Here is a 23,213-nt window from a genome sequence, read left to right on the forward strand (position 1 = left end):
GAGTTAAACCATGAATTATCCGATTCAATTGACCGTAGAACAACAGTTCAGCATCCACTCATTTGCATCACAAGTGAAGGATATGAGCCACGAACAAGCAAAAGACTTTCTTGTTCAGTTGTATGAACAAATGGTTGTCCGCGAAGCAACTTACAAAGAACTTCTCAAACACCAATGGGGTCTAGATTCAGATTCCACTTTGGCATAGAAATTGAGTTCTTGTGTCGCAGTGGATGACCTCCTTCTCTTGCTTAGTTCCAAGAAGGAAAAAGGCTGGGGATGCCGGGGCATCAACTTCGATTAAACTGGTTAAAAATCTAAATTAAATAAAATATGACTTTCGATTGGGTACAGATTTGTGTTGGGTTACGCTTCATTACATCCAACCTACATGTGAACTACTTACTTTGCGCCAGCTATAACTTCGTTCAGCCAGGTGATGCCTTTGGTACCCACTTCGTGGTATCGCATTAGCGAAAAAACGCCAAAATTCGATATAATCCTCCCGTGAAGGGTACTTACACGGAAATATTCTGTACAATATCCGAACATGGACGTAAAAAATAAGTTTCCCGCATAATACGAAAGGAAGCGGATATGATGCTTGATGTATCAGGAGTTAGATAAAGATTACAGCACTTCCGGCTATTACCCATTAACCCTATTTCTAACTGAATCACTGGGCAATGAACGAAGAAGAAATACCAGACAAAAACATCTTTATGATGTGCGAGGCATTGAATTGTGATGCTCTCACCGAATTGCCCGCCAGTTATTCCATAAGAAGTTGCAGACCTGATGAACTAGGCATATGGAAAATGATGCCCTTTGATGATGCCGATTCAGCAAAAGAATATGAGGGGTTTATGTCCAATTATTTCACTACGACTTATAGCGGAAAAGAAGAACTCTTTTTTGCCAAAACTTTGTTTGTCTGTGATCGGCAAAATAAACCCATCGCCACTTGCTTAGATTGGAAAGCTTACGACGAATTCAATACGATTCAATGGTTTAAAGTCTTGAAAAAGTATGAAGGGCAGGGCATTGGCAGAGCTTTGCTTTCAATCATTATGCAAAGATTGGAGATGTGTGATTATCCTGTTTACCTTCACACGCAGCCATCTAGTTTTCGGGCAATCAAGCTTTACTCAGATTTTGGGTTTTCGTTACTTTCAGGTGATAATTTTGGGATTAGAAAAAACGATTTGGATGAATGTTTACCGATTCTAGAGAAATTTATGCCGAAAAAATATTTTCAGAAACTTAGAATTATTAATGTTCCGAAAGAGTTTGAGGATATGGTGAACAAATATGACACAAATCAATTCTGAAATTGAAGATCGGATAAGGTCGATTATTAAAGGCTGTCTGGCTTAATAAACCGGTTGGAGCGGACTAGTGAAGTCAATCATAGTTGTAGCACTACGTACACCATCAGCGAGAGTGACATGATGCCACTCTTACCCTTAATCCCAAATGCTATAACTGCTTTAAGTATAATCAAGAGTGCGATCGCGCTAGCGTTCCGTAGGTAGTTGAGCGGAGCCAAAACTAGGAATATCGCACTTGATAACTAAGACAGTTGTTACAATTAGGTTTTTAGTAAACAGCCGAAAAATATTAATTTCTTCCACACAAAACTAATTCTTCGATAGCATGAGCAGTTGTAGGTAATGCTGCTGTGATAACTTGAGAACCTGTATCTGTAACTAAAACATCATCTTCAATGCGGATACCGGGAACATCGCTAAATTGAGATAAACGTTCCCAGTCGATGAGATATTGATATTGAGAAGTTACAGCATTGAGAATTGCCGGAACCTGATAAAACCCTGGTTCAATAGTAACTAGCATCCCCGGACGTAATATTCTATTTAAACGTAGGTATCCCAAGCCAAAGCGATCGCTTCTTTGTCTTTCGGGTTCATATCCCGCTAAATCTCCTAAATCTTCCATATCATGGACATCTAAACCCAGCAAATGTCCGATTCCGTGGGGAAAAAATAAGGCATGAATATCTTTCTCCACTAAATCTGTTGGGTTCCCTCGCAAAATTCCCAAACTTACCAACCCCTCAGCGATGATTTGGCAGGCGAGAAGATGAATATGGCTATATTCTACCTCTGGAGCAATCGCGGCAATACAGGCATCATGTGCCGCTAAAACCACATCATAAATATCTCTTTGGGTAGATGAAAATTTTCCCGAAATTGGAAAAGTTCTTGTGATATCTGCTGCCCAACCTGTGGGGGTTTCGGCACCCACATCAGCTAAAAGTAAATCACCAGGGTTTACAGGGTGGTGGTAATGTTCGTTGTGTAAGACTTCACCGTGAACTGTGACAATGCTGTTGTAGGAAGTCTTCATATTATTGGCAATGATTACACCTTCCATTGCGGCGCGAATTTCTGCCTCTATTTTCGCGGTTGGTGCTGCTTTCATCCCCGCTTTATGTGCCTCTACAGTGACATCTGCCGCTTTTTGGAGTTCAATTAATGCCCCTTGATCATGGGTTAAACGGAGAGAAGCGATCGCTTTAGCTAACTCCAAATCTATACCTTGGGGTGGGATTTGGGGTAACACCATCCGGTTGAATAGCTGGGTTTGCTGTGTCCATGTTGAGGCATCTTGAACAGCGATTGTGGCTGCATCTACTGATTTTGGAATTAAATCTGCCATTGGATAAGCAGCATCTGCACCTATTTCTGCCGCAATGCGATCGCGTTTCGGAATTTCCCCATGCCACAAAGCACTTCCAGGTTTAGGATCATCAATAAATAGCTCTAACCTACCAGCTTCCAAGCGGATAGCGGCATTAACTAAAGGTAAACCCGCAAAATATAAAAAATGACTGCTAGCCCGAAAAGGAAAAACATTAGCCGCAAAATTTCGGGGACTATGACCTCCCGACCACAAAACTGCGGGAAAATGGATGATATCGGCAAGACGCTGACGACGTTGACGCAGGGTATCAGCTAGGGAAATAGAAATACTGGACATGGGAAAAGCTTTGAGTGGCTATTTTAATTATGACTGGAATCGTCGAAGCAGGGGGAAAGAAGAAAAGGGGCAGGGGGCAGGGGAAGTAGGGGGAGCAGGGGAAGTAGGGGGTAGAACTCTTTCTTATAGCCCACCGAGGTGGGCTTAGTTCCTGTAGTCTCAGACTTTAGTCTGAGGGCATTTCAGAAGAATATCTGTGTAAGAATGTTCTACAGAGCAGTTAGAGAAATATGCGAACATTAATTATTGATAACTACGACTCTTATACATTTAATCTCTACCAGATGCTCGCTGAGGTAAATGGGGAACTACCTTTAGTAATTCACAACGATCAGTTTAGCTGGGATGAATTGAAAGAAATTGCCTTTGATAATATTGTGATTTCTCCAGGTCCAGGTCGTCCAGAAAGATCAGCAGATTTTGGAGTCTGTCAACAAATAATTGAAAACAATATAGATATACCTTTGTTGGGGGTTTGCTTAGGACATCAAGGGATTGCCTACTTTCATGGTGGAAAAATCATTCATGCACCAGAAGTTAGACACGGTAGATTAAGTCAGATTTATCATAATGGTTCGGAATTATTCCAAAATATTCCCAGCGAATTTTCTGTAGTGCGTTATCACTCTTTGCTAGTTGCAAATCCATTACCTGAATGTTTGGAAAAAATTGCTTGGACTGAAGAAGGGTTGGTGATGGGATTACGTCACCGCTATCTACCGCTTTGGGGTGTGCAGTTTCACCCAGAGTCTATATCTACAGAATATGGAAAAACATTGTTAGAGAATTTTCGAGATATTACGCTGCAATTTCGGAAACAGAAGAGTAATTGGAGCAGGGAGCAGGGAGCAGGGAGCAGGGAGCAGGGAAGTAGGGAACAGGGGGAAAAGTTTGAACTTTTGACGCGCAAGTTAGATATCTGCCCAAATACGGAACAAATGTTTGTACAGATGTTTGGTGCATCTGCGAACACTTTTTGGTTAGATAGTAGTCGTGTGGAAGTTGGTTTATCTCGCTTTTCGTTTATGGGAGATGGAAGTGGGGAAAATAGCTTATTGGTGCGATACCACACCCAAAGCCAAGAATTGATAATTACGCAGTCAGATACTATGACTCGTCGCAGGGAGAGTATTTTTGATTATTTGAAGCGGGAAATTAACTATCGATATTGTGAATCTGAGGAATTGCCTTTTGATTTCAACTGTGGATTTGTTGGCTATTTTGGCTATGAATTAAAAGGGGAAGTTGGTGGGCAATTATTCCATTCTTCACCATTGCCTGATGCTATTTTCCTACTTGCTGATCGGATGATTGCCGTAGATCATCAAGAACAGTGTGTTTATTTGCTGCAATTAGTTAAAAAAGGGAAAATAGGAGAAACTTGGTTTGATAGTATTCAACAACAAATTGAAACCCTTGCACCCTTGCCGAAGCTGACACCCCAGGGAAATCAAGAACCAGTTAAATTCCGTTTAAGTCGCAATTACCAAACTTATATCCAAGATATTCAAAAATGTCTAGAGGAAATTCATCAAGGGGAAACATATCAAGTTTGCCTGACAAATCAGCTTTACACTGATGCGACTCCTGATTCTTTAGCATTTTATCGGACATTACGTCAAGTTAATCCGGCTCCTTACTCGGCATTTTTGCGTTTTGGTGAGATAGCCTTCCCTAAAGCAAGTGTAGCGATCGCATGTTCGTCTCCAGAGAGGTTTTTACGAATTGATTCCCAAGGTTGGGTAGAAACAAAACCCATTAAAGGAACTTTACCCCGTGGAGAAACCCCCGAAGCTGATTTTGTCCTCCGGGAGAAACTACGCAGCAGCGAAAAAGACAGAGCCGAAAATCTAATGATTGTAGATTTATTACGCAACGATTTGGGACGGGTTTGTGAAGTGGGTAGCGTCCATGTTCCTAAATTAATGGATATAGAAACCTACGCGACGGTACACCAATTGGTAACGACTGTACGGGGTCGTTTACGGGCAGATTTACAAGCTGTGGATTGCATTCAGTCCTCATTTCCTGGAGGTTCTATGACTGGTGCACCCAAAATTCGTACCATGCAAATTATAGATCAACTCGAACAAGAAGCACGAGGAGTTTATTCGGGGGCAATCGGCTTTTTGGGCTTGAATGGTACAGCCGATTTAAATATCGTCATCAGAACTGCTGTTTTCACTCCTCATCAAACTTCCATTGGTATCGGTGGTGGAATTGTGGCACTTTCTAATCCGGAAATGGAGTTCCGGGAAACGCTACTCAAAGCTAAAGCTTTAATTCACGCGATGGTGCAGACAATGCACGAAAATTTTGAATCAGATAAATACGAGATTTTGGCAGGAGAGCTTCAATCTTTGGTAGGAATTCTGTAATAAGTAGGTGGGTGTTAAAAATTGTCGTTATCGGAAGGCAGGAGGCAGAGGGCAGAAGGCAGGAGGAAAGAGGTTTTCAAATCGGTTTACTTTTCGTTACATAGTTCGGTTTATTTGCACCGTTCTACTTACAGCCTTCAATACTTATTTGTTTTTTCTAACTCTTTCATTTGTGCCAAAGCCTGTTGATTTCTCGGATTGAGCTTTAATGCTTCCTTAAAAGCTAATTTTGCATCTGCTTTATTTGGTTTTTCCGAACTTATAATTAGGCTACCAAAACTCACATATAAATCAGACATATTTTTGGGATGAATTTTCTTAGCAAGTTGAGTGTACATAGCTATCACACTTGACATACCTTGTTTTTGGTAGTTAGCAAACCCAACTGTTGCACAAGTGTCATAGGTTTTATAAAATTCGTACTCTGTTTTGATTTCAATTGTCTTTTGGCACATTGCCATAGCTTCATTTAATTTATTTTGTTGAATCAAAACTTCTGCTAATGCCTGATATCGATAATCTTCTGGTTCCAATTTAATTGCTTGGCGGTATGCATTTGCAGCAGCTTCCAGGTTCTTTTGGGATACAAAATTATTACCTAAAAGCACATAATTCTCGGCTGAAGGTTTAATGGCAATTGCCTGTTGAAAAACTTTAAATGCACTCACAAAATCTTCTTTCTGAGTAAAAACATATCCCAAAACGTGCAGGGGAATATCATTTTTTGGATCTTCTTTGGCATATTGAGTTAAAGTTGCCACCGCTTGGGGATAATCCAATATCTCAGCCAAACCAGTATAAGATGTGTAGCTGGTGGGGTCTAGTTTGATAGCTTGACGATAAGTAGCGATCGCATCTTTGGTTTTACCCTGTTTAATCAAGGTTTCTGCTACAGAATTGTACAACCATGAATATTCTGGCTGTAATGCGATCGCTTGTCGAAAAGCTGCTATCCCTTCATCAAATTTTTCTGCTGCTACAAAGGTTGCACCCAAAGCTTGGTAATAACTGTAAATTGGTTTAATGGAAATAGCTTGACGAATTGCAGCTATGGCTTCAGGGTATTTTTCTTGCTGACTGTATGTTAAACCCAAACCATAATGAGCATCATCATTTTTCGGTTCAAGTTTGATTGCTTCTTTATAGGCAATTACAGATGCATCCAGCTTCTCGCTATCTCGTAACTTCTCCCCATAATCTCGATAAATCTTAGGGCTTTTTTGCAACTTCAAAGCCTGTTCATATGCGGCAATTCCTTCATCATTTCGACTTTGAGAAAAGAAGGTATCACCTAACCGCGCATAGGCAAAAGCATCTTTAGGTTGCAACTTAATTACTTGCTGCCAGGTTGTTTCCGCTTTTTCATAATCGGAATTAGATTGGGCAGTTTGTGCGGCTTCAACTAGTTCGACAACCTGGGCAACAGAAATTTGTGGCATTATTGCCAAAGAAAAACCTAAAGCTATGGGTAATATTTTTTTGACCATTTTTTCTGACAATTAATTCTGCCTGGTTAATTATGAACTTTTTATACCATTTCCGGAAAATTCTGATCAAAATATTTTGTAACTTCCCAACCACCAATTGCCGATTCACTTACCCCAGAAATACTTTGTAGTTTCATGGCGAGGAACCTCATCTGACTTCGTGAATGTTGTAAAATAGACATATCAGCATTCGAGGACCAGTTCACTGGTTAGATACGCCTATCGAGACTATTTTTGGTAATCTCCAAGGTTTAAAGACCAGCCAGCTGAAACACCTTCAGCGGCTTTACCACCAGCGCGTACCGGGCGATCGCATCACCACGTCCGATTTTTCCGAGCGCTTGGCTGCCATAAGTACTGATATCAAACAACCCGTATGTGCCTATCTTAACCGTCGGGGACAGGTGATTCGGGTCGGAATAGGTACTCCACGTCAAACCCAAATTCCCCTCTCAGAATTGCCTAGATACGGTGCAGAACGACTTAGTGGTATCCGTTGTATATCTACCCAACTAAAGGCAGAACTGCCCAGTGATGCGGCTTTAACGGCAATGGCGATGCAGCGTCTTGATGCTTTAGTTGTGTTAAATATTACAGGAACAGGATTCACAAAACGTGGCGGTGGCGCTACAGGCTATGTTAAAGATGTATATTTGGCACATCTTAATGCCCAATTATCCCGTGTCCTAATTACTAGCGGTGTTTCCATTACAGATGAAGGAAATGCCTTAGCAACACCAAGTTGGCAGATTTCCCCACCCATGAGTTTGGATGAGATTTCCGATCAAGATTTCATGGACTTGGTGGAAGGATTAGAAGAAGAATTTCGGCGAGAGTATGTAGCGCAAGAGGTTGACAGTAAGAGCGATCGCGTAGTGATTGTAGGGGTAGTAACTGATGGTATCTCACCACAACGCTTTCAAGATGTGATTGAAGAGTTGGCGCGGTTAGTTGATACTGCTGGGGGTGAAGTTTTACAAACAATCCTCCAAAAAAGAAACCGCATCCATCCCCAAACAGTTGTGGGGGAGGGAAAAGTCCAAGAAATCGCCCTGGCAGCGCAAACTCTTGGTGCGACTTTGGTGGTTTTTGATCGTAACCTGTCCCCATCCCAAGCCCGAAACTTAGAAAACCAAATCGGTATCCGTGTAGTGGATCGCACCGAAGTTATTCTAGATATCTTCGCCCAACGCGCCCAATCCCGCGCAGGGAAACTCCAAGTTGAGTTGGCACAACTAGAATACATCATGCCACGTCTGAGGGGTAAGGGTGAGGCGATGTCACGGTTAGGGGGTGGTATTGGTACCAGGGGACCTGGGGAAACTAAACTAGAAACTGAACGCCGAACCATTCAAAAGCGCATATCACGGTTACAGCAAGAAGTTAACCAACTCCAAGCACATCGTTCCCGATTGCGGCAACGACGACAACATGAAGAAATTCCTTCGGTGGCTTTGGTGGGTTATACTAACGCCGGAAAATCAACCCTGTTAAATGCCCTAACTAACGCAGAAGTATACACCGCTGACCAATTATTTGCTACCCTCGACCCCACTACCCGCCGTTTGGTAGTTCCCGATGTGGTAGAAAATAAACCCCAAGAAATCTTGGTGACAGATACAGTGGGATTCATCCACGAACTACCTGATGCTTTGATGGATGCTTTCCGTGCCACCTTAGAGGAAGTCACCGAAGCAGACGCTTTACTACACTTGGTGGATTTATCTCACCCTGCGTGGTTAAGTCACATTCGCGCTGTACGGGATATCTTAGCAGAAATGCCAGTGACACCGGGACCAGCTTTGGTGATCTTTAATAAAATCGATGAAGCCGATAGTGATAGATTAGCGATCGCACGGGAAGAATTCCCCATGGCAGTGTTCATATCTGCTAAACAACGTCTGGGTTTAGAAACCCTGCGGCAGCGGATTGCTCAGTTGGTTCATTATACAGCTTTGAATGGATAGGATTTCTTCCGTAGAGACGCGATACATCGCGTCTCTCCATATTTGTATATTTCTTAACAAAGTCTCGTAAGTTGGGTTAGGTGGATAATTGATTTTTAATCAAAACGACAATATATATTCCGCCGTAACCCAACATGATCTTGTTGGTAATTTATCATCTTTAAATTGGTATAAGATGCTTTCCTTCTCCACGAAATATATTATGTTGGGTTACTCTTAGATAAAAATTCTCGCATTTCAGGTGTCGCTAACAACTTCTTCGCATCAATAATCAACCGCACACCCCACAACTTTTTCTTGAGAAATGCCTCATCAGCAAAGCTTTTATCAAGAGTTAAAGCTTGTTTTGCCATATTTACAGCTTGTTGTCGCTGTCCTTTTTTGTGTAAAGCTGTAGATAACGCCAGTAATGGCTCTGCGGATTTTGGATCAATTGTAATCGCTTCTTGCCATTGTTTAATTGCTGTTTCTCTATCGCCATCCTCATATTTGATTAAACCGATAAAAATAATTGCATCTCTGTACTTTGGATTAATTTTGATAGCTTGGTTTAAATCATCTATTGCCCCTTGTTTATCTCCCAATCGATAGCGGGCATAACCTCGCCCGCTGTAGACTTGGGCATCGTTGGGATTAATTTTGATGGCTTGGTTGTAATCAGCTAATGCCTGGTTTAAATCATCTATTGCCCCTTGTTTATCTCCCAATTCGTAGCGGACATAACCCCGGCTGTTGTAGGCATCAGCATAGTTGGGATTAATTATGATGGCTTGGTTTAAATCAGCTATTGCCCCTTGCTTATCTCCCAATTCGTAGCGGAAATAACCCCGCCTGTTGTAGGCTATGGCATCGTTGGGATTAATTTTGATGGCTTGGTTGTAATCGGCTAATGCACCTTGTTTATCTCCCAACTCATCGCGGGTAGCACCCCGGTTTCCGTAGGCATTGGCATAGTTGGGATTAATTTTGATAGCTTGGTTGTAATCGGCTAATGCACCTTGTTTATCTCCCAATTCTTTGCGGGTAGCACCCCGGTTTCCGTAGGCATTGGCATAGTTGGGATCGAGTTTAATTGCTTCGCTGTAATCAGCTAATGCACCCCGAAAATCCTTCTTCTCATATTTCTCATTCCCTTTAATCAAGAAATCATCTGGTTTCAATGCAGTTGCCACCACATCCGGTGGTTTCACTCCCACATCAATCCCCACTGCTATCAGTTGCCGCAATGCCGAATAAATCGGCCACCACCTGTAAGTACCTTGGCTTGACTTTTTTCATTTCCTCCCTGCTCATCTACTCTGCCGTGAATCGCCACCAATTCCCCGCTATCATTGAGTACGGCTCCACCGCTCATCCCTCGGAGTGTATCGTTGCTATAAAATAGGTTGTAGCCTTCCCGTTGCGCTCTCCCGTTGGCGTTGACTATACCAGTATTCAGAAATAAATCAGAGTCATTTAGGGTTCCTGTTCTGGCTGGGAAACCGGCTACATATACAGTTGTGGTGCTAACTGCATTATCTGAATTGCCAATTTTTGCCACTGTATATTGCTGATTGCTGCTAAATTCGGCTGTAGCTAAATCAAAGCCTGGGATATCTTTATTTTTTAACTGCTGGATATTTTTGAGTTGATGGCTTTTGCCATCGGGTGTAGTTAGGGTTTGAGTTTTGGTGTTGATGACTCCCCCTTTTTTGACAACATGCAAAGCAGTCAATACAGTGTAGGTGTTGCCTGTTTGTTTAATTATTACTCCCGAACCAGAATTAGTTGGGTTTTCGGCATCGATTATTTTGACGGTGATAGCTGTGGCGATTTTATTGATATCAACGGCAGAGATGGCGGCAATTGTGATGTGTGGTTGAATAAGGACAATTGATGTCCCAATGAGTGCGGCATTCAGGATCGAGAGATTTCTCATAAATGCTGTTTTAGATAGCAATTAAAAAATAGATTTAGCTAAACCTCGTCCATTTTGAAACCTGGAGTAGTGCGGGCATCTTGCCCGCTACTGCAAATACGGGAGCAAGATGCTCCCACTACTTTTAAAACTATGGTTCTCAAAAAAGATATGGTTTATCTAGCAGAATATACTGAATGTCACAGATAAAGCTAATTTTTACATGAATTTTAAAAACACCCAATAATCATCCCTATCAGAAGAATAAAACCAATCCAAACATTTTGACGAAACATTTGCCCATAAACTGGATTGGGTAAATTTTCCTGATTTAAACGTACGATATGCCAAGCCCAACCACAAAGGGCGATCGCTAAACTGATCCAAAAGGCAAAATGGAGATGGATAACTATAGCTAAATCAGCAAGTAAGCCAATAGTAGCTACATAGAAAAACGCGATCGCACTCACCACATATTTACCAAAAAACAAGGCACTGGAGTTAATTCCAATCCTTTGATCATCAATGCGATCGCTCATGGCGTAAACTGTATCAAAACCCAATGTCCACATCACCGTTGCCCCCCACAGTAACCAAGTGGGTTGGGAAATATCTTTGGTGACAGCACTCCAACTAATTAAAACTGCAAATCCCCAAGCAATAGACAACACCAACTGAGGTACAGGAAATACCCGTTTTGCGCCTGGATATAAGACAATTACGGGAACAGCCGCTACACACAACCAAAATGATAAACGGTTAAGATAGAAAGCAAGTCCCGCTGCACATACCATCGAGACAAGCGCCACACCAATCCCCACCTTCAAAGATAATGCCCTTGAAGCCAAAGGGCGATCGCGTGTGCGTTCAACTTCCGGATCTATATCTCGATCCCAAAGATCATTTACCACACATCCCGCTGCACTGGTAGCCAAAGTTCCCAAAACTATCACACCTACCAAAGGCAGTGGTGGTTTGCCCCCAGCAGCCAGGAAAACCGCCCACAGTGCCGGAATCATCAAAATTAATCTACCTTCGGGCTTGTGCCAGCGCAAAAGCTGGATAATTGCGGGCAAAACAGGTTGTTGATTGCTTTCAGGCTGGGTCAACATAGATGGTGCGAATTCTTCAAAACAATTTAACTTAATACATCTTCACACGTATAGGATAACTTTATTTGCTATCTGTAGGATCAGAGTTATAGGTGGCAACTTTAGATACACTCAATAGGAGGCAGAGGGGCAGGAAGCAGGGAGAAAGGAGAGATGAGAGAAGCGGTTAGCTATTAGCTGTTAGCTGTTAGCCAAAAGACAATTAAATAAACCTTAATAGCCTTTTGAGAAGTTGAATTTTTAACCGTTCTGAGTATGATAAAACCCCATGCGATAGTAATTCTGTACAACCACACGAATTTATACTAATTTAGAGTTTTCTCTGTGCTTCCGACTCCTCTATTCTTCGTTGACTTTTGCCTCATGTTTCCCTAAATACAATTTTGTCGCATCCAAAACAGAGAGAACACTTACATGGTGGATTTAATTTCAGCTAGCTGGGAAAGTCTTGCGGTTCCAACGGCAAATCCTCATCGGATTATCGCTGCTATTGATCTGGGGACTAATTCGTTACATATGGTGATTGTCCAAATTGAACCGACGTTACCATCTTTTAGTATTATTGCCCGTGAGAAGGAAACAGTTCGATTAGGTGATCGTGATTTAACAACTGGAAACCTTAAACCAGAAGTTATGCGACGGGCAATTTCTGCAATGCGTCGATTTCAAGAAGTCGCCAAAACCATGAATGTGGAAACTATTGTTGCGGTTGCCACCAGTGCTGTGAGGGAATCACCGAATGGGAAGGATTTTCTCCAACAAATCGAAGTCGAAACTGGTTTACATGTAGACTTGATTTCTGGACATGAGGAAGCGAGAAGGATTTATTTAGGGGTGTTATCGGGGATGGAATTTAATAACCAACCCCATACGATTATTGATATTGGTGGTGGTTCCACTGAAATTATTTTGGGTGATAGCCACGAAGAAAGGACATTAACTAGTACCAAAATTGGTGCAGTTAGGCTTACAAGTGAATTAATTACTACTGACCCGATTTGTGATACTGAATTTGAATACCTCCAGGCTTATGCTAGGGGGATGCTAGAGCGCTCTATTGAGGAAGTGATGGCAAACCTTCAATTTGGGGAATCACCGCGCTTGGTGGGGACAGCAGGAACTATTGAGACAATAGCAGGAATTCATGCCCGCGAGCATTTGGGTTTTATTCCCACAACTTTGAATGGGTATCAATTTTCACTGCGAGATTTGCGAGAATGGGTATATAGACTCAGAAAAATGACCAATTCAGAACGCGCTCAAGTTCCGGGGATGCCCGATAAACGTTCTGAGGTGATTTTAGCAGGTGCGGTGATTCTCCAAGAAGCGATGACTTTATTAGGATTACAAACCATTTGTGTGTGTGAGCGATCGCTTCGAGAAGGCGTGGTGGTAGATTGGATGCTAACCCACGGTTTAATTGAAGACAGGTTACGCTACCAAGGTTCAGTTAGACAGCGCAGTGTCCTCAAAATCGCCAAGAAATTTCATGTGAATCTCCAGCATAGCGATCGCGTAGCAGGATTTGCTATTAGTATTTTTGATCAAACTCAAGGAATTCTCCACAATTGGAATTCGGAAGCACGTCAATTACTTTGGTCTGCGTCAATTCTCCACAATTGTGGACACTATATCAATCATTCTTCCCATCATAAACATTCTTACTATTTAATTCGCAACGGCGAATTACTTGGTTATACAGAAACTGAAATTGAAATTATTGCGAATATTGCCCGTTATCATCGCAAATCTCCACCCAAGAAAAAGCACGAAAATTATCGAATTTTGGTTAACAAAGAACATCGCACCATGATCGATCATCTCAGTGCAATTCTAAGATTAGCAACAGCACTAGATCGCCGTCAAATAGGCGCTATTTCTCGCGTTCAATGTGATATTAATCGAGGAAAAAATGAATTAAAGCTACATGTTCATGCTAATCATCCTAATGATGATTGCTCTTTGGAACTTTGGAGCTTAGATTACAATAAGGAAGTCTTTGAAAACGAGTTTAATCTTAAAGTAATTGCAGTTTTAAAACCTACTGTCATTTCCTTGAATTAGGGAAATACCGCAAAAGTTTTTCCCGATCCTCGACTCCTCCAAGAAGTCGGGGATATATCTGATTTTCCCGTAAGCCACTTATTGTATAAATTTTCTTCCAATATACTATATACCTGAATGTAAAATTTTGATATTTTTGATCTTACTGAACTTTTATCACTTAACTTTTGCCATATAGTTACAATTCACAAAAATGTATTCCTCTTGACTTGAACTGTTTTCAAAATAGTATGAGTCTTAAAATTCAGTTCGTAAACTTTCCAGGCGCAAAATGGTTTCTTACCGTTACTTTGTAACCTCAATGGTCATTCACCTGTTGCTGTCTAGTTGTGTGAATTTAAACAGTTCCCCTAAAAGCAATTTGAAGCAGGTTGTAGAAGAGGCAAACGTTACAGAGTTAGTGCAGCAAGTAAAAATAGCACAGCAAGCAGAACAACTATTTCTGCAAGCAAATAACCTGCTAAATTCACATGATTACCAAAAAGCGATCGCACTTTACGATCATCTCCTGCAAATACAGCCGAGTAAATCGGAAGCATTGATTAATCGGGGAAATGCCTTAGCTAGTCTACAACGATACGCAGACGCGATCGCATCCTACGACAAAGCCATTAATCTTCAGCCCAAAGCGGATCAAGCCTGGTACAATCGGGGAAACGCACTCATGGCATCCCAACGCTACAAAGATGCCATCGCTTCCTACCGTCAAGCCTTAAGCATCAAACCAGATAAATATGAAGCTTGGATTAATCAGGGAATTAGCCTAGCAAAACTGCAACGTTACCAAGAAGCAGTAGCTATTTACGATCATGCGATCGCCCTCAACCCCAAACAAGATATAGCCTATTACAATAAAGCCTGTGCCTATGCTCTACAAAATAACGTAGATTTAGCCGTAGAAAGCCTCAAAAAAGCAGTCAAAATTGCCCCAATCAAGAACCAAAAACAAGCAAAAACCGATGCTGACTTTGCTAAAGTCCGCCAAAACAAGAATTTTCAAGAATTAATCAGCTTACCATCATAATATGCAGTAACGCCGATTTGAAAAAAAGAATCGGACATGTAGGGACTAGTACAGAAATCAAGAATCAAAGTGTGGTGGTTTGGGCATCTTGCCTGCTATGGGACTTCCAATTAAATAATTATCCAATTTTCTGTTGTGGAACAGGCATCTTGCCTGTTTTTTCGGGCAAGATGCCCAAACCACAGGATATTTTATTTTCCGGAAGTCCCTAAGATAAGATCTGCTGTAACTCTGTGGATTTTACCAGTTATCAAGTAGGGACAAACGGTTATTTGCCTTCGCTTTCTCATTCCAAGCAAGGGTTTCAACCTTTAGACAGTAGCCAGTCTCGATGACAGAATATCTTCACTCCCAAGGATAAAAGTATAATTTTCTGTTCTCCGTTCCCCATTCCCTACTTAATATTTTATTAATAAACACCCCCTGACACCACCCAAAACCCTAATATTAGTAAGTTAATTAAAAAAAGGGAATAATGATCACACCAATGCGTGTCTTTGTATTACTTTTTAATGCTCGGACTGAAAACGAAGGAATCCACACAATTCACCAAGCTGGTCGTGATAAGATTCTGATGTTTGAATCTCAAGACGATGCTGAACGTTTCGCACTCCAATTAGAAGCTCAAGATTTTCTTGTTCCCACGGTGGAAGCTATGGACGCTGAAGAAATTAAAGGATTTTGTGAAAGTGCCAACTACGACTGGGAAATAGTACCAGCGGATGGTGCTTTGGTTATTCCTCCAGAAATAAATGTCGAGGAAACCAACTGGCAAGCAGACGAAGATGAAAATATTAGTCCTAGTGATCAAACTTTGCCAGCAGACGATTCACAATTTTCAGATTCAGAATTGGATAGTATCCGTAGTAAACTCGAAGGATTGCTTTAATTTGGTTATTGGGTATCGGTTTTTCCCATACCCTAGCAACCTAATACAAGAAGGCAGAAGTAAGTAGGCACAAGGCAGAAGGAATAAAGACCTTTCTATAAGCTTTATAGCCATCTCGTAGACGCGTTCGCTCTTAGCGTTCCCGCTAGGGTAACGGCTTCTCGTAGAATATGGTAGCTTTATTCGCGCCGAACTGTACTACACATAGCTGTTTGAGGAAGTCAGCAACAAAAAATGATATGACAAATTTAGAGGAACGCGGACACCTAGTCACTGAGCAGGTAAATCCGGATAGTGTCAATTTAGACCAGCTAAGTTCATTGGAATTAGTAGAATTATTTAATAGGGAAGACCAAAAAACTGTTGACGCGATCGCACTTGCCAAGGAACAACTAGCCGAAACCATCGAACGCACTGCCGCCGGAATGCGTCACGGAGGCAGATTATTCTATATCGGGGCTGGAACCTCAGGTAGATTAGGAGTTTTAGATGCTGCCGAATGTCCCCCCACCTTTTGCACACCACCGGAATTAGTACAGGGAATCATCGCCGGGGGTGCAGGTGCTTTAGTTCGTAGTTCCGAAGATTTAGAAGATAATGCCGATGACGGCGCGAGTGCGATCGCTGATCGAAAAATCGGTCAGTATGACGTAGTTGTTGGCATCACAGCTGGCGGAACAACTCCGTATGTTCACGGTGCTTTACAAGCAGCAAAATCACGGGGAGCCACCACTGTATTCATTGCCTGTGTCCCCTCATCACAAGTTAGGGCTAACGTTGATATTGATATCCGCTTAATCACCGGACCCGAAATATTAGCAGGTTCTACCCGACTTAAAGCCGGAACTGTCACCAAACTCGCCCTAAATATCATTTCTACAGGGACAATGGTACGCCTTGGTAAAGTCTACGGGAACCGCATGGTGGACGTAGCAGTAACGAATCAGAAATTACGCGATCGCGCTTTGCGAATCCTCCAAGACCTTACAGGACTAGGACGTGATGCCGCTAATTCACTCCTTGAAAGCAGTGGAAAACATGTCAAGTTAGCCCTAACTATGTATTGGACAGGCTTAGACAAAGACGCAAGTAAGCAACTTCTTTCTCAATATCAACATAACCTCAGAACTGCCATCACAAACTACAATAATCAGAAATAAAATAAATCTTAAAAAATGGAAACAATGGGGTGTCATATCTGTCCCCCATCCTAAACAAATTAACTGTAATTATTCTTAATAATTTTCCAAAAGAATTGTTCATTATTGGCGATTGAATTCTAAATATTTTCTGTAGATTTCTATTAGTGGGAAATTCTCCAGTTCTCACAAAGTCATAGATATTTCTCATTCGTTAACAAGCAATATCACTTTTGAAATATTCTCCGACGTGTTGCTTGCCGCCGAAGGCTAGGCAACCTTTATTACCTGTAGCGCCAGACTTTAGTTTAGTCACAACGGAGGGAACTTGCAAAGGTAACGTACCCCCTCGTTAGTGTATATTTTGATCACACTTACAGAAAATACAAATAATACATACTAAGCATAATCATTAAATAAATCATCACTCAATAATTTCTGATTAAAATGTAACTAATTTAGTATTTACTTCGATACATATTTTCATACTTAAATTCAAAGTTTGCACATCAGGAATAATACTTATCTCACCCATTATTTCTATAAGTAACTGTACGTATAAACTCTATTGGCGCAACCATATTACCGAAGCATAATCTAAAGTGTTAAGTTCACTACCAATGCATATGTTACGCCAAGAACTAGGGGAATTTAGTAGTATTGTCTGCTTCAAATCTGCGATAGTTGGTATGGAAGAAGCACTGGGAGAAAAAGCAACAGCGATCGCGCTCACCGCAGCAGGACGCTCTCGCGGTAAAAATCTAGCCCAAGAATTAGGGCTAGCAGAAGCAGAAATCCCATTTGATGTACTAGCAGACAAACTTAACTTTGCTTTAGGGAAAGACGGTACTCGTCTTTGCAAAGTTGACAAGATTGTCGAAGAAAATGGGATTATTAGAGCTTATACGTCAGAAACTCTTTGTTCTGCTGGTGAAGCCCAAGGTTCAAATAGAAAATGCACCTTCACCATGGGTGCAGTTTGGGGTGTAATCGAATCTGTCGTAGGCAAACGCTTACAGGGTAAGCATGTTGAATCTGTACTTCAAGGTGCAAGCCATGACGTTTTTGAATTTACAGCTTTGTAAGAAGTTCGTAGCTCAATTTTACTAACACTTAACAATATTCTCAGGACATTTAGAAATGGCTATCAATGCTGTAAAAATTGAACATATTCTCCAGAACTTTGTCAGCGGTACAAACGATATTCAAGGAGCAACTTTAGTTTCTCCAGATGGTTTATCCTTAGCTGCGGTTTTACCTGGTGGAATGGATGATGAAAGAGTATCTGCAATGTCTGCGGCAATGCTGTCACTCGGTGAAAGAATAGGTACTGAACTATCTAGAGGCAATATAGATCGTATCTATGTAGAAGGTAATAGAGGATTTGGTATCCTCACAAGCTGCGGAGAAGATGCAGTTTTACTCGTACTAGCAAGCGAATCTGCCAAGCAAGGTATGTTAATGCTAGAAATTAAGCGCTTAGTCTCGGAACTCAAATTAGTTTTAATGTAATCCATCATATTTGTGGGGTGTGTGACGCTACTAAAATCCAAAACCTAATATAGAGGTATATAGAGGCGCATAAATCGTAGCATCACGCACCATTTTAAATTCTGCTTTGAAACTTTTTTAATTTAGCAAACTTATACTCACATTTAGTTTTAGAAGTAAATTACTATGGAAATCATGCGCCTTGTAGTAACTGGTCCAGTTGGAGCTGGTAAATCTACATTTATTCGTTCAGTTAGTGAAATCCAAGTTGTTGATACAGACAAAAAAGCAACAGACCACACAGCTGAATTAAAGAAATCAACTACAGTTGCTTTTGATTTTGGACGACTAACTTTTGGTCCTGAAATGATATTACATATCTATGGTACTCCCGGTCAGGAAAGATTTAATTTTATTTGGGATATGTTAATTCGTAGAGCAAATGCATATATCCTCCTAGTACCAGCAAATCGTCCACATGAATTTCGTTATGCCAGACGTATTGCTACTTACATGAACCAAATATCAACACTTCCCATGATTGTCGCTATTACACATGCAGACTGCCCAGGTGCCTGGTCTTTGGAAAATATTGCGATCGCACTTGGATATCTAGATGATACCGCCAGACCTCCATTTGTAATGGTTAACCCAAATAAAACTGGGTCTGTAATTCAATCACTAATAGTTCTTGTACAGCATTATATGAACGCGTCTAGTACTGATAAAATATCAGTGTAAAATTGAACTAATTATCCGAGACAAATAATTGATTATTTTAGTTAAAATCTAACCCCCTATTAGTTACTTTCTTTCCAAGTCTTCATCCCAATAAAAACTTAATTTATCTTAAAAAATAGATATTAAAGAAGGATAATATGGCATTTAATGGTTACTTATCAAAATTCTCTCTGCCAGAATTATTTCAATTCTTAGAAGAAGGTTATAAAACAGGATTACTTACACTAACACCTTCCTCAAATGAACTTGAGCAAAAAAAACAAAACTCCTATATCTGGTTTCAGCAAGGTCAAATAATTGCTGCGGCAAATTCTTTAGATAATCGATGTTTAGCACGGGCAATTGTCAAGCGCGGCTGGGTAAACATAGAAACGATATCTAAACTTTTTAATATCTCAAATAACCATACCCTGGGCTTATGCCTAAAATCTCAAGGAGTTCTTCAAGCAGAACAACTAAATTTATTATTTCGCAACCAGATTACTTCCCAAGTAAGTCCTTTATTTCAACTTCTGGATGCTCAATTTGAATTTAATTTTCAAGCATCGCTTCCTAAAGCAGAAATGACTGGTTTGAGTATTCCTGCAAGCGAAGCTACCTTAACAGGTTTAAGGGCACTTACAGACTGGAGTTCATTAGAAAAAAAAATACCTGAAATCTCCTCTATATTAAAATCAACTATTATCGGCGAACCCAAATATCGCTTAGAACGTCTAGAAAATCAAGTTTTACAACATCTTGATGGCAAAACTTCACTACAAAACATAGCCACGCAGTTAGATATTTCCCAGCGAAAAATTCAACAGGTTGCCTTCAGATTAATAGTTAGCAATCTAGTTGAGGAGGTATTTGGGATATATTCAGGTATTAGAGACGTGGAAATTGAGACGATAGATCATATCCATAAAGCTATCGATCTAGAATTAGACAATTTCAATGATATTCCAAGTCAAAATCAATTATTACCGGAAAAGCCTGCTAGGGATATGATTTTGGCAGGGAGAAATGCTCAAAATAACACGACAGAATTGCCATCCGCAAAACCTGCAATTAGTAAATCTTTTCTCGATAGTTTAGCTGGGTTTTTAAAAAGTAAAGTAACCGACTAGTGACTTTTTGTATGTTATTCTATCGGTTTAAATAATTAATTTAACCTCTAGTTAATTATATTTAACTAATGATATTCCTGCTCTTTCAAAAGACTTTAATGTAAAATCAGGATTTATACTGATTTTGTTTCTCATTATCAAACCTTAATATAAGACATGGATTATAGTTTTACTTCTGTCGAAAATTTCATAATGGCTACCTTAATTAGTTATAAAAAAGGAGCGAAACGCCTGGGATTATTATTTTCTCGAACATTAAAATTCTAATATTTTGTTCATGAGATTCTCAGTTACTGCCTAATGTGCCTATTTGCTTCTACGTAACTAGTTAAAAATAACTAGTTAAATTTTAAAAAGCTGACCGTTTTAAGAAAAAGGGAAAATAAAGATGATCCATCCTGAATTGATGGTATCAAACAACTTACTGAACGAATTTAAAACTTGCACCCAGTTACAGTATAGTGGCAAGCTTGATATCAGTACTACAAAGGGTCACAAATGGACTTTTTACTATCGTTTGGGTAGAATTGTCTGGGGTACAGGTGGAACACATCCATTTCGCCGCTGGCGCAGATATATGGCTCAATACTGTCCAGAGATTGATGTCGATAGGATTCATTTACGTGGTGAAGACGTAGAGATGGATTACTGGGACTACAGACTTCTGGAGATTTTGCACGAAAAGCAGAAGATTAAGCGTGAGCAAATTAATGGAATTGTGGAAAGCACGCTTTCAGAATTGTTGTTTGATTTAGCACAGCAGGCTAACTTCACTACCATGACATTCGAGCGAAGTCAGAGTGTTATTTTAGAAACACCCATGAGTTTCACGAGTGCGGATATGTCTTTGCGACTAATGCAAGACTCATGGAAAAGTTGGTCTGATGCTGGTTTGGCAAATTTTTCCCCAGATTCTTCTCCCGTATTACGTAGAACTGAGCAACTTCAGCAACAGGTTAGTGGGGCAATATACAAAAATTTTGTGGCTTCGATGAATGGCAAATACACATTACGTGATTTGGCTTTCAAGATGAAGCAAAGTGTGTTGCCGATAACTCGCTCTTTATTGCCTTATATTTTAAAAGGAATTATTGAGCTGATAGAAGTTCCTGATCTACCTTTGCGAATTACAGAAATTAAGAAGGAACCCGTTGTTCCCAAAGCAGCAGTTCCCGTAGGACCATTAATAGCTTGTGTGGATGATAGCCCTCAAGTTTGTCAAATGCTGGAACAAATCTTGATTCCAAACAAATATAGGTTTGTCAAGATTCAAGATCCTTTACAGGCTTTACCTATTTTGATTGAAAATAAGCCAGATTTAATTTTCTTGGATTTAGTGATGCCTGTTGCCAGTGGCTACGAAATTTGCGCTCAATTACGCAGAGTTTCTGTTTTTGCTAATACTCCGATTGTGATTTTAACAGGTAGTGATGGCTTGTTAGATAGAGTTCGTGCAAAAGTAGTTGGTTCTACCGATTTTATCAGTAAGCCTGTTTCTTCTGAGAAAGTTTTAGCAGTAGTCAAAAAATATGTTCAAGTTTCTGCTCAAAACGGGGCAGGCTTAGAAAATACTTAATTCAAGTTTTGTCATCGATAGGTATTTTTGATTGGGAAGTAAGTAATTATTATCCCTAATTTCCAATAAATGCACAGACTAAAGCATAATTAATTCAGTAATATCAACTAAGTGTTTATACTGAGCCAATTCATAGTTTAGTGTACCAGAATTAGATAAGACAATATTTGTATTTATCTAGTATGAGTTCGTGAAGTTTTCGCTTTCTTTTTTCCATACAATAACAGGTGATTCCCATGAGTACTGTTTTAGTTGTCGAAGACGGTTTAACTGATATGGAAATCCTGAGCCGTTACTTGCAACAAGCAGGCTTTTTAGTGATTAGTGCTAAAAGTAGCGAGGAAGCTCAGGAACATCTAACTAATAGTCAGCCAGATTTGATATTTCTTGATGTTATTTTACCTGGCAAAAGCGGTTACGAAATTTGTCGAGAGTTAAAAGATAATCCAAACACTAGTAAGATACCCATCATTTTTTGTTCGACTAAAAATAGCGATGTTGACAAAATGTGGGGAACTATGTTGGGAGCCGATGCTTACATCTCGAAGCCTATTGATCAAACTGAATTGCAGGGAGCTATTCAGAAGCTTATTAGATAATTCGCTAATTAATTAGAGGTGTTTTGCTTGTAAATAGACAAATGAAACAACAAATATTAGCTAATAATTAATCGTCAATATGATTAGTCAAATATTTATAGGGACAAAAAGTGTTAGCAACAGAGAAAAAGTTTTTAACTTTTAGTTTAGGTTCTGAGGATAATGCTGTCATTCCCCTAGCTAACATTGCTGAGGTTTTACAAGTATCACTTTCAGAAATATGTGTTGTGCCTCAGATGGAAAGTTGTGTAATGGGTATATACAACTGGAGAGGTGAAATGCTTTGGTTGATTGATTTAGAGAAAATGTTAGGTTATTCCTCATTTTCTTATAATCAAACCCTTTCCAAAATGATGGCTATCGTTATTCAATTTGAGGGAAAATCATTAGGTTTATTAGTGCGCGAGTTGACAGATATTGAATCCCTTGATTCGGCACAGATGAAGCCGATTAATGAGGAATTGTTTTCTCCAGAAATTAATCAATTTTTGAGCGGTTATTTCATTAATTCAGGAGAGGATATTATTTTGAATATTAACGCTGATGCTATTGTTAAAGCTTCTATTTGGAATCTCCATAATTAATACTTGTGGAAGAAGTTTTGGGAATAGTAAACGAAGTTAGAAGGCGCAGCGCAAAAGCGGACTATACAAGCTTTTGTCAGGATTGAATGGTGGGCTTGTTTTCGCTGATCTGGACTAGATAAATCTACTGTTCAAGAGTTCAGTAATTTTACGAAG

Annotated in this window: 20 protein-coding genes; 15 read left to right on the forward strand and 5 right to left on the reverse strand. The window is 40.2% G+C overall.

What is annotated here, in order from left to right:
- The first annotated feature begins 10 nt into the window (after positions 1-10).
- Both CAL6303_RS04605 and CAL6303_RS04610 read left to right on the forward strand, forming a co-directional pair.
- A complete protein-coding gene (locus CAL6303_RS04605) occupies positions 11-208 on the forward strand; it encodes an NblA/ycf18 family protein (RefSeq protein ID WP_015196669.1) in 198 nt (65 codons plus the stop codon).
- Between the two features lie 478 nt (positions 209-686).
- Positions 687-1,331 (forward strand): GNAT family N-acetyltransferase, encoded by a 645-nt coding sequence (locus tag CAL6303_RS04610; protein WP_015196670.1) that lies wholly within the window; start codon positions 687-689, stop codon positions 1,329-1,331.
- 289 nt (positions 1,332-1,620) lie between these two features.
- Here the strand turns inward: CAL6303_RS04610 and CAL6303_RS04615 are convergent, their stop codons facing one another.
- The gene (locus CAL6303_RS04615) at positions 1,621-3,000 is read right to left on the reverse strand and encodes an aminopeptidase P family protein (RefSeq protein ID WP_015196671.1); all 1,380 of its coding nucleotides are present in this window, start codon (positions 2,998-3,000) and stop codon (positions 1,621-1,623) included.
- A 230-nt stretch (positions 3,001-3,230) separates the two neighbouring features.
- On the opposite strand from CAL6303_RS04615, the gene pabB reads away from it, so the two are divergent.
- The gene (gene pabB / locus CAL6303_RS04620) at positions 3,231-5,378 is read left to right on the forward strand and encodes an aminodeoxychorismate synthase component I (protein ID WP_015196672.1); all 2,148 of its coding nucleotides are present in this window, start codon (positions 3,231-3,233) and stop codon (positions 5,376-5,378) included.
- A 137-nt stretch (positions 5,379-5,515) separates the two neighbouring features.
- On the opposite strand, the gene CAL6303_RS04625 is transcribed toward pabB, so the two are convergent.
- Entirely contained in the window at positions 5,516-6,865 is a 1,350-nt protein-coding gene (locus CAL6303_RS04625; RefSeq protein WP_015196673.1) for a tetratricopeptide repeat protein, read from the reverse strand.
- Between the two features lie 221 nt (positions 6,866-7,086).
- Here CAL6303_RS04625 and hflX point away from each other — a divergent pair, with 221 nt between their 5' ends.
- On the forward strand, positions 7,087-8,832 hold the full coding sequence (hflX, locus tag CAL6303_RS04630) for a GTPase HflX (RefSeq protein ID WP_015196675.1): 1,746 nt from the start codon (positions 7,087-7,089) through the stop codon (positions 8,830-8,832).
- A 200-nt stretch (positions 8,833-9,032) separates the two neighbouring features.
- Here hflX and CAL6303_RS31020 read toward each other — a convergent pair whose 3' ends face one another.
- The 3 genes from CAL6303_RS31020 to CAL6303_RS04640 all read right to left on the reverse strand — a co-directional run bounded on the left by CAL6303_RS31020 (position 9,033) and on the right by CAL6303_RS04640 (position 11,841).
- A complete protein-coding gene (locus tag CAL6303_RS31020; RefSeq protein ID WP_015196676.1) occupies positions 9,033-10,028 on the reverse strand; it encodes a tetratricopeptide repeat protein in 996 nt (331 codons plus the stop codon).
- A 17-nt stretch (positions 10,029-10,045) separates the two neighbouring features.
- Positions 10,046-10,750 carry a S1 family peptidase gene (locus tag CAL6303_RS31025; RefSeq protein WP_015196677.1) on the reverse strand — a complete coding sequence of 235 codons (705 nt, stop codon included), beginning with the start codon at positions 10,748-10,750 and terminating at the stop codon, positions 10,046-10,048.
- A gap of 209 nt (positions 10,751-10,959) precedes the next feature.
- Positions 10,960-11,841, reverse strand: coding sequence for a 4-hydroxybenzoate solanesyltransferase (locus CAL6303_RS04640; RefSeq protein WP_015196678.1), 882 nt, complete (start codon positions 11,839-11,841; stop codon positions 10,960-10,962).
- Positions 11,842-12,255: 414 nt separating this feature from the next.
- Here CAL6303_RS04640 and CAL6303_RS04645 point away from each other — a divergent pair, with 414 nt between their 5' ends.
- The 11 genes from CAL6303_RS04645 (at position 12,256) to CAL6303_RS04695 (ending at position 23,057) form a co-directional block, all read left to right on the forward strand.
- Positions 12,256-13,905: a Ppx/GppA phosphatase family protein gene (locus CAL6303_RS04645; RefSeq protein ID WP_015196679.1), complete on the forward strand. Its 1,650-nt coding sequence runs from the start codon at positions 12,256-12,258 to the stop codon at positions 13,903-13,905.
- A gap of 271 nt (positions 13,906-14,176) precedes the next feature.
- Positions 14,177-14,929 carry a tetratricopeptide repeat protein gene (locus tag CAL6303_RS04650; RefSeq protein ID WP_015196680.1) on the forward strand — a complete coding sequence of 251 codons (753 nt, stop codon included), beginning with the start codon at positions 14,177-14,179 and terminating at the stop codon, positions 14,927-14,929.
- A gap of 475 nt (positions 14,930-15,404) precedes the next feature.
- The gene (locus CAL6303_RS04655) at positions 15,405-15,818 is read left to right on the forward strand and encodes a DUF3110 domain-containing protein (RefSeq protein WP_015196681.1); all 414 of its coding nucleotides are present in this window, start codon (positions 15,405-15,407) and stop codon (positions 15,816-15,818) included.
- A 239-nt stretch (positions 15,819-16,057) separates the two neighbouring features.
- Positions 16,058-16,978, forward strand: a complete 921-nt coding sequence (murQ, locus tag CAL6303_RS04660; RefSeq protein ID WP_015196682.1) for an N-acetylmuramic acid 6-phosphate etherase — start codon at positions 16,058-16,060, stop codon at positions 16,976-16,978.
- A 605-nt stretch (positions 16,979-17,583) separates the two neighbouring features.
- Entirely contained in the window at positions 17,584-18,042 is a 459-nt protein-coding gene (locus tag CAL6303_RS04665; protein WP_041739105.1) for a hypothetical protein, read from the forward strand.
- A gap of 55 nt (positions 18,043-18,097) precedes the next feature.
- Entirely contained in the window at positions 18,098-18,469 is a 372-nt protein-coding gene (locus CAL6303_RS04670; protein ID WP_015196684.1) for a roadblock/LC7 domain-containing protein, read from the forward strand.
- A gap of 165 nt (positions 18,470-18,634) precedes the next feature.
- A complete protein-coding gene (locus CAL6303_RS04675) occupies positions 18,635-19,189 on the forward strand; it encodes a GTP-binding protein (protein ID WP_015196685.1) in 555 nt (184 codons plus the stop codon).
- 137 nt (positions 19,190-19,326) lie between these two features.
- Entirely contained in the window at positions 19,327-20,298 is a 972-nt protein-coding gene (locus CAL6303_RS04680; RefSeq protein WP_015196686.1) for a DUF4388 domain-containing protein, read from the forward strand.
- A 388-nt stretch (positions 20,299-20,686) separates the two neighbouring features.
- The gene (locus CAL6303_RS04685) at positions 20,687-21,874 is read left to right on the forward strand and encodes a response regulator (RefSeq protein ID WP_015196687.1); all 1,188 of its coding nucleotides are present in this window, start codon (positions 20,687-20,689) and stop codon (positions 21,872-21,874) included.
- A 236-nt stretch (positions 21,875-22,110) separates the two neighbouring features.
- The gene (locus CAL6303_RS04690; RefSeq protein WP_015196688.1) at positions 22,111-22,473 is read left to right on the forward strand and encodes a response regulator transcription factor; all 363 of its coding nucleotides are present in this window, start codon (positions 22,111-22,113) and stop codon (positions 22,471-22,473) included.
- 110 nt (positions 22,474-22,583) lie between these two features.
- Positions 22,584-23,057 (forward strand): chemotaxis protein CheW, encoded by a 474-nt coding sequence (locus tag CAL6303_RS04695; RefSeq protein ID WP_015196689.1) that lies wholly within the window; start codon positions 22,584-22,586, stop codon positions 23,055-23,057.
- Positions 23,058-23,213: the final 156 nt, after the last annotated feature.

The organism is Calothrix sp. PCC 6303, from assembly GCF_000317435.1.
Classification (GTDB): Bacteria; Cyanobacteriota; Cyanobacteriia; order Cyanobacteriales; family Nostocaceae; genus PCC-6303.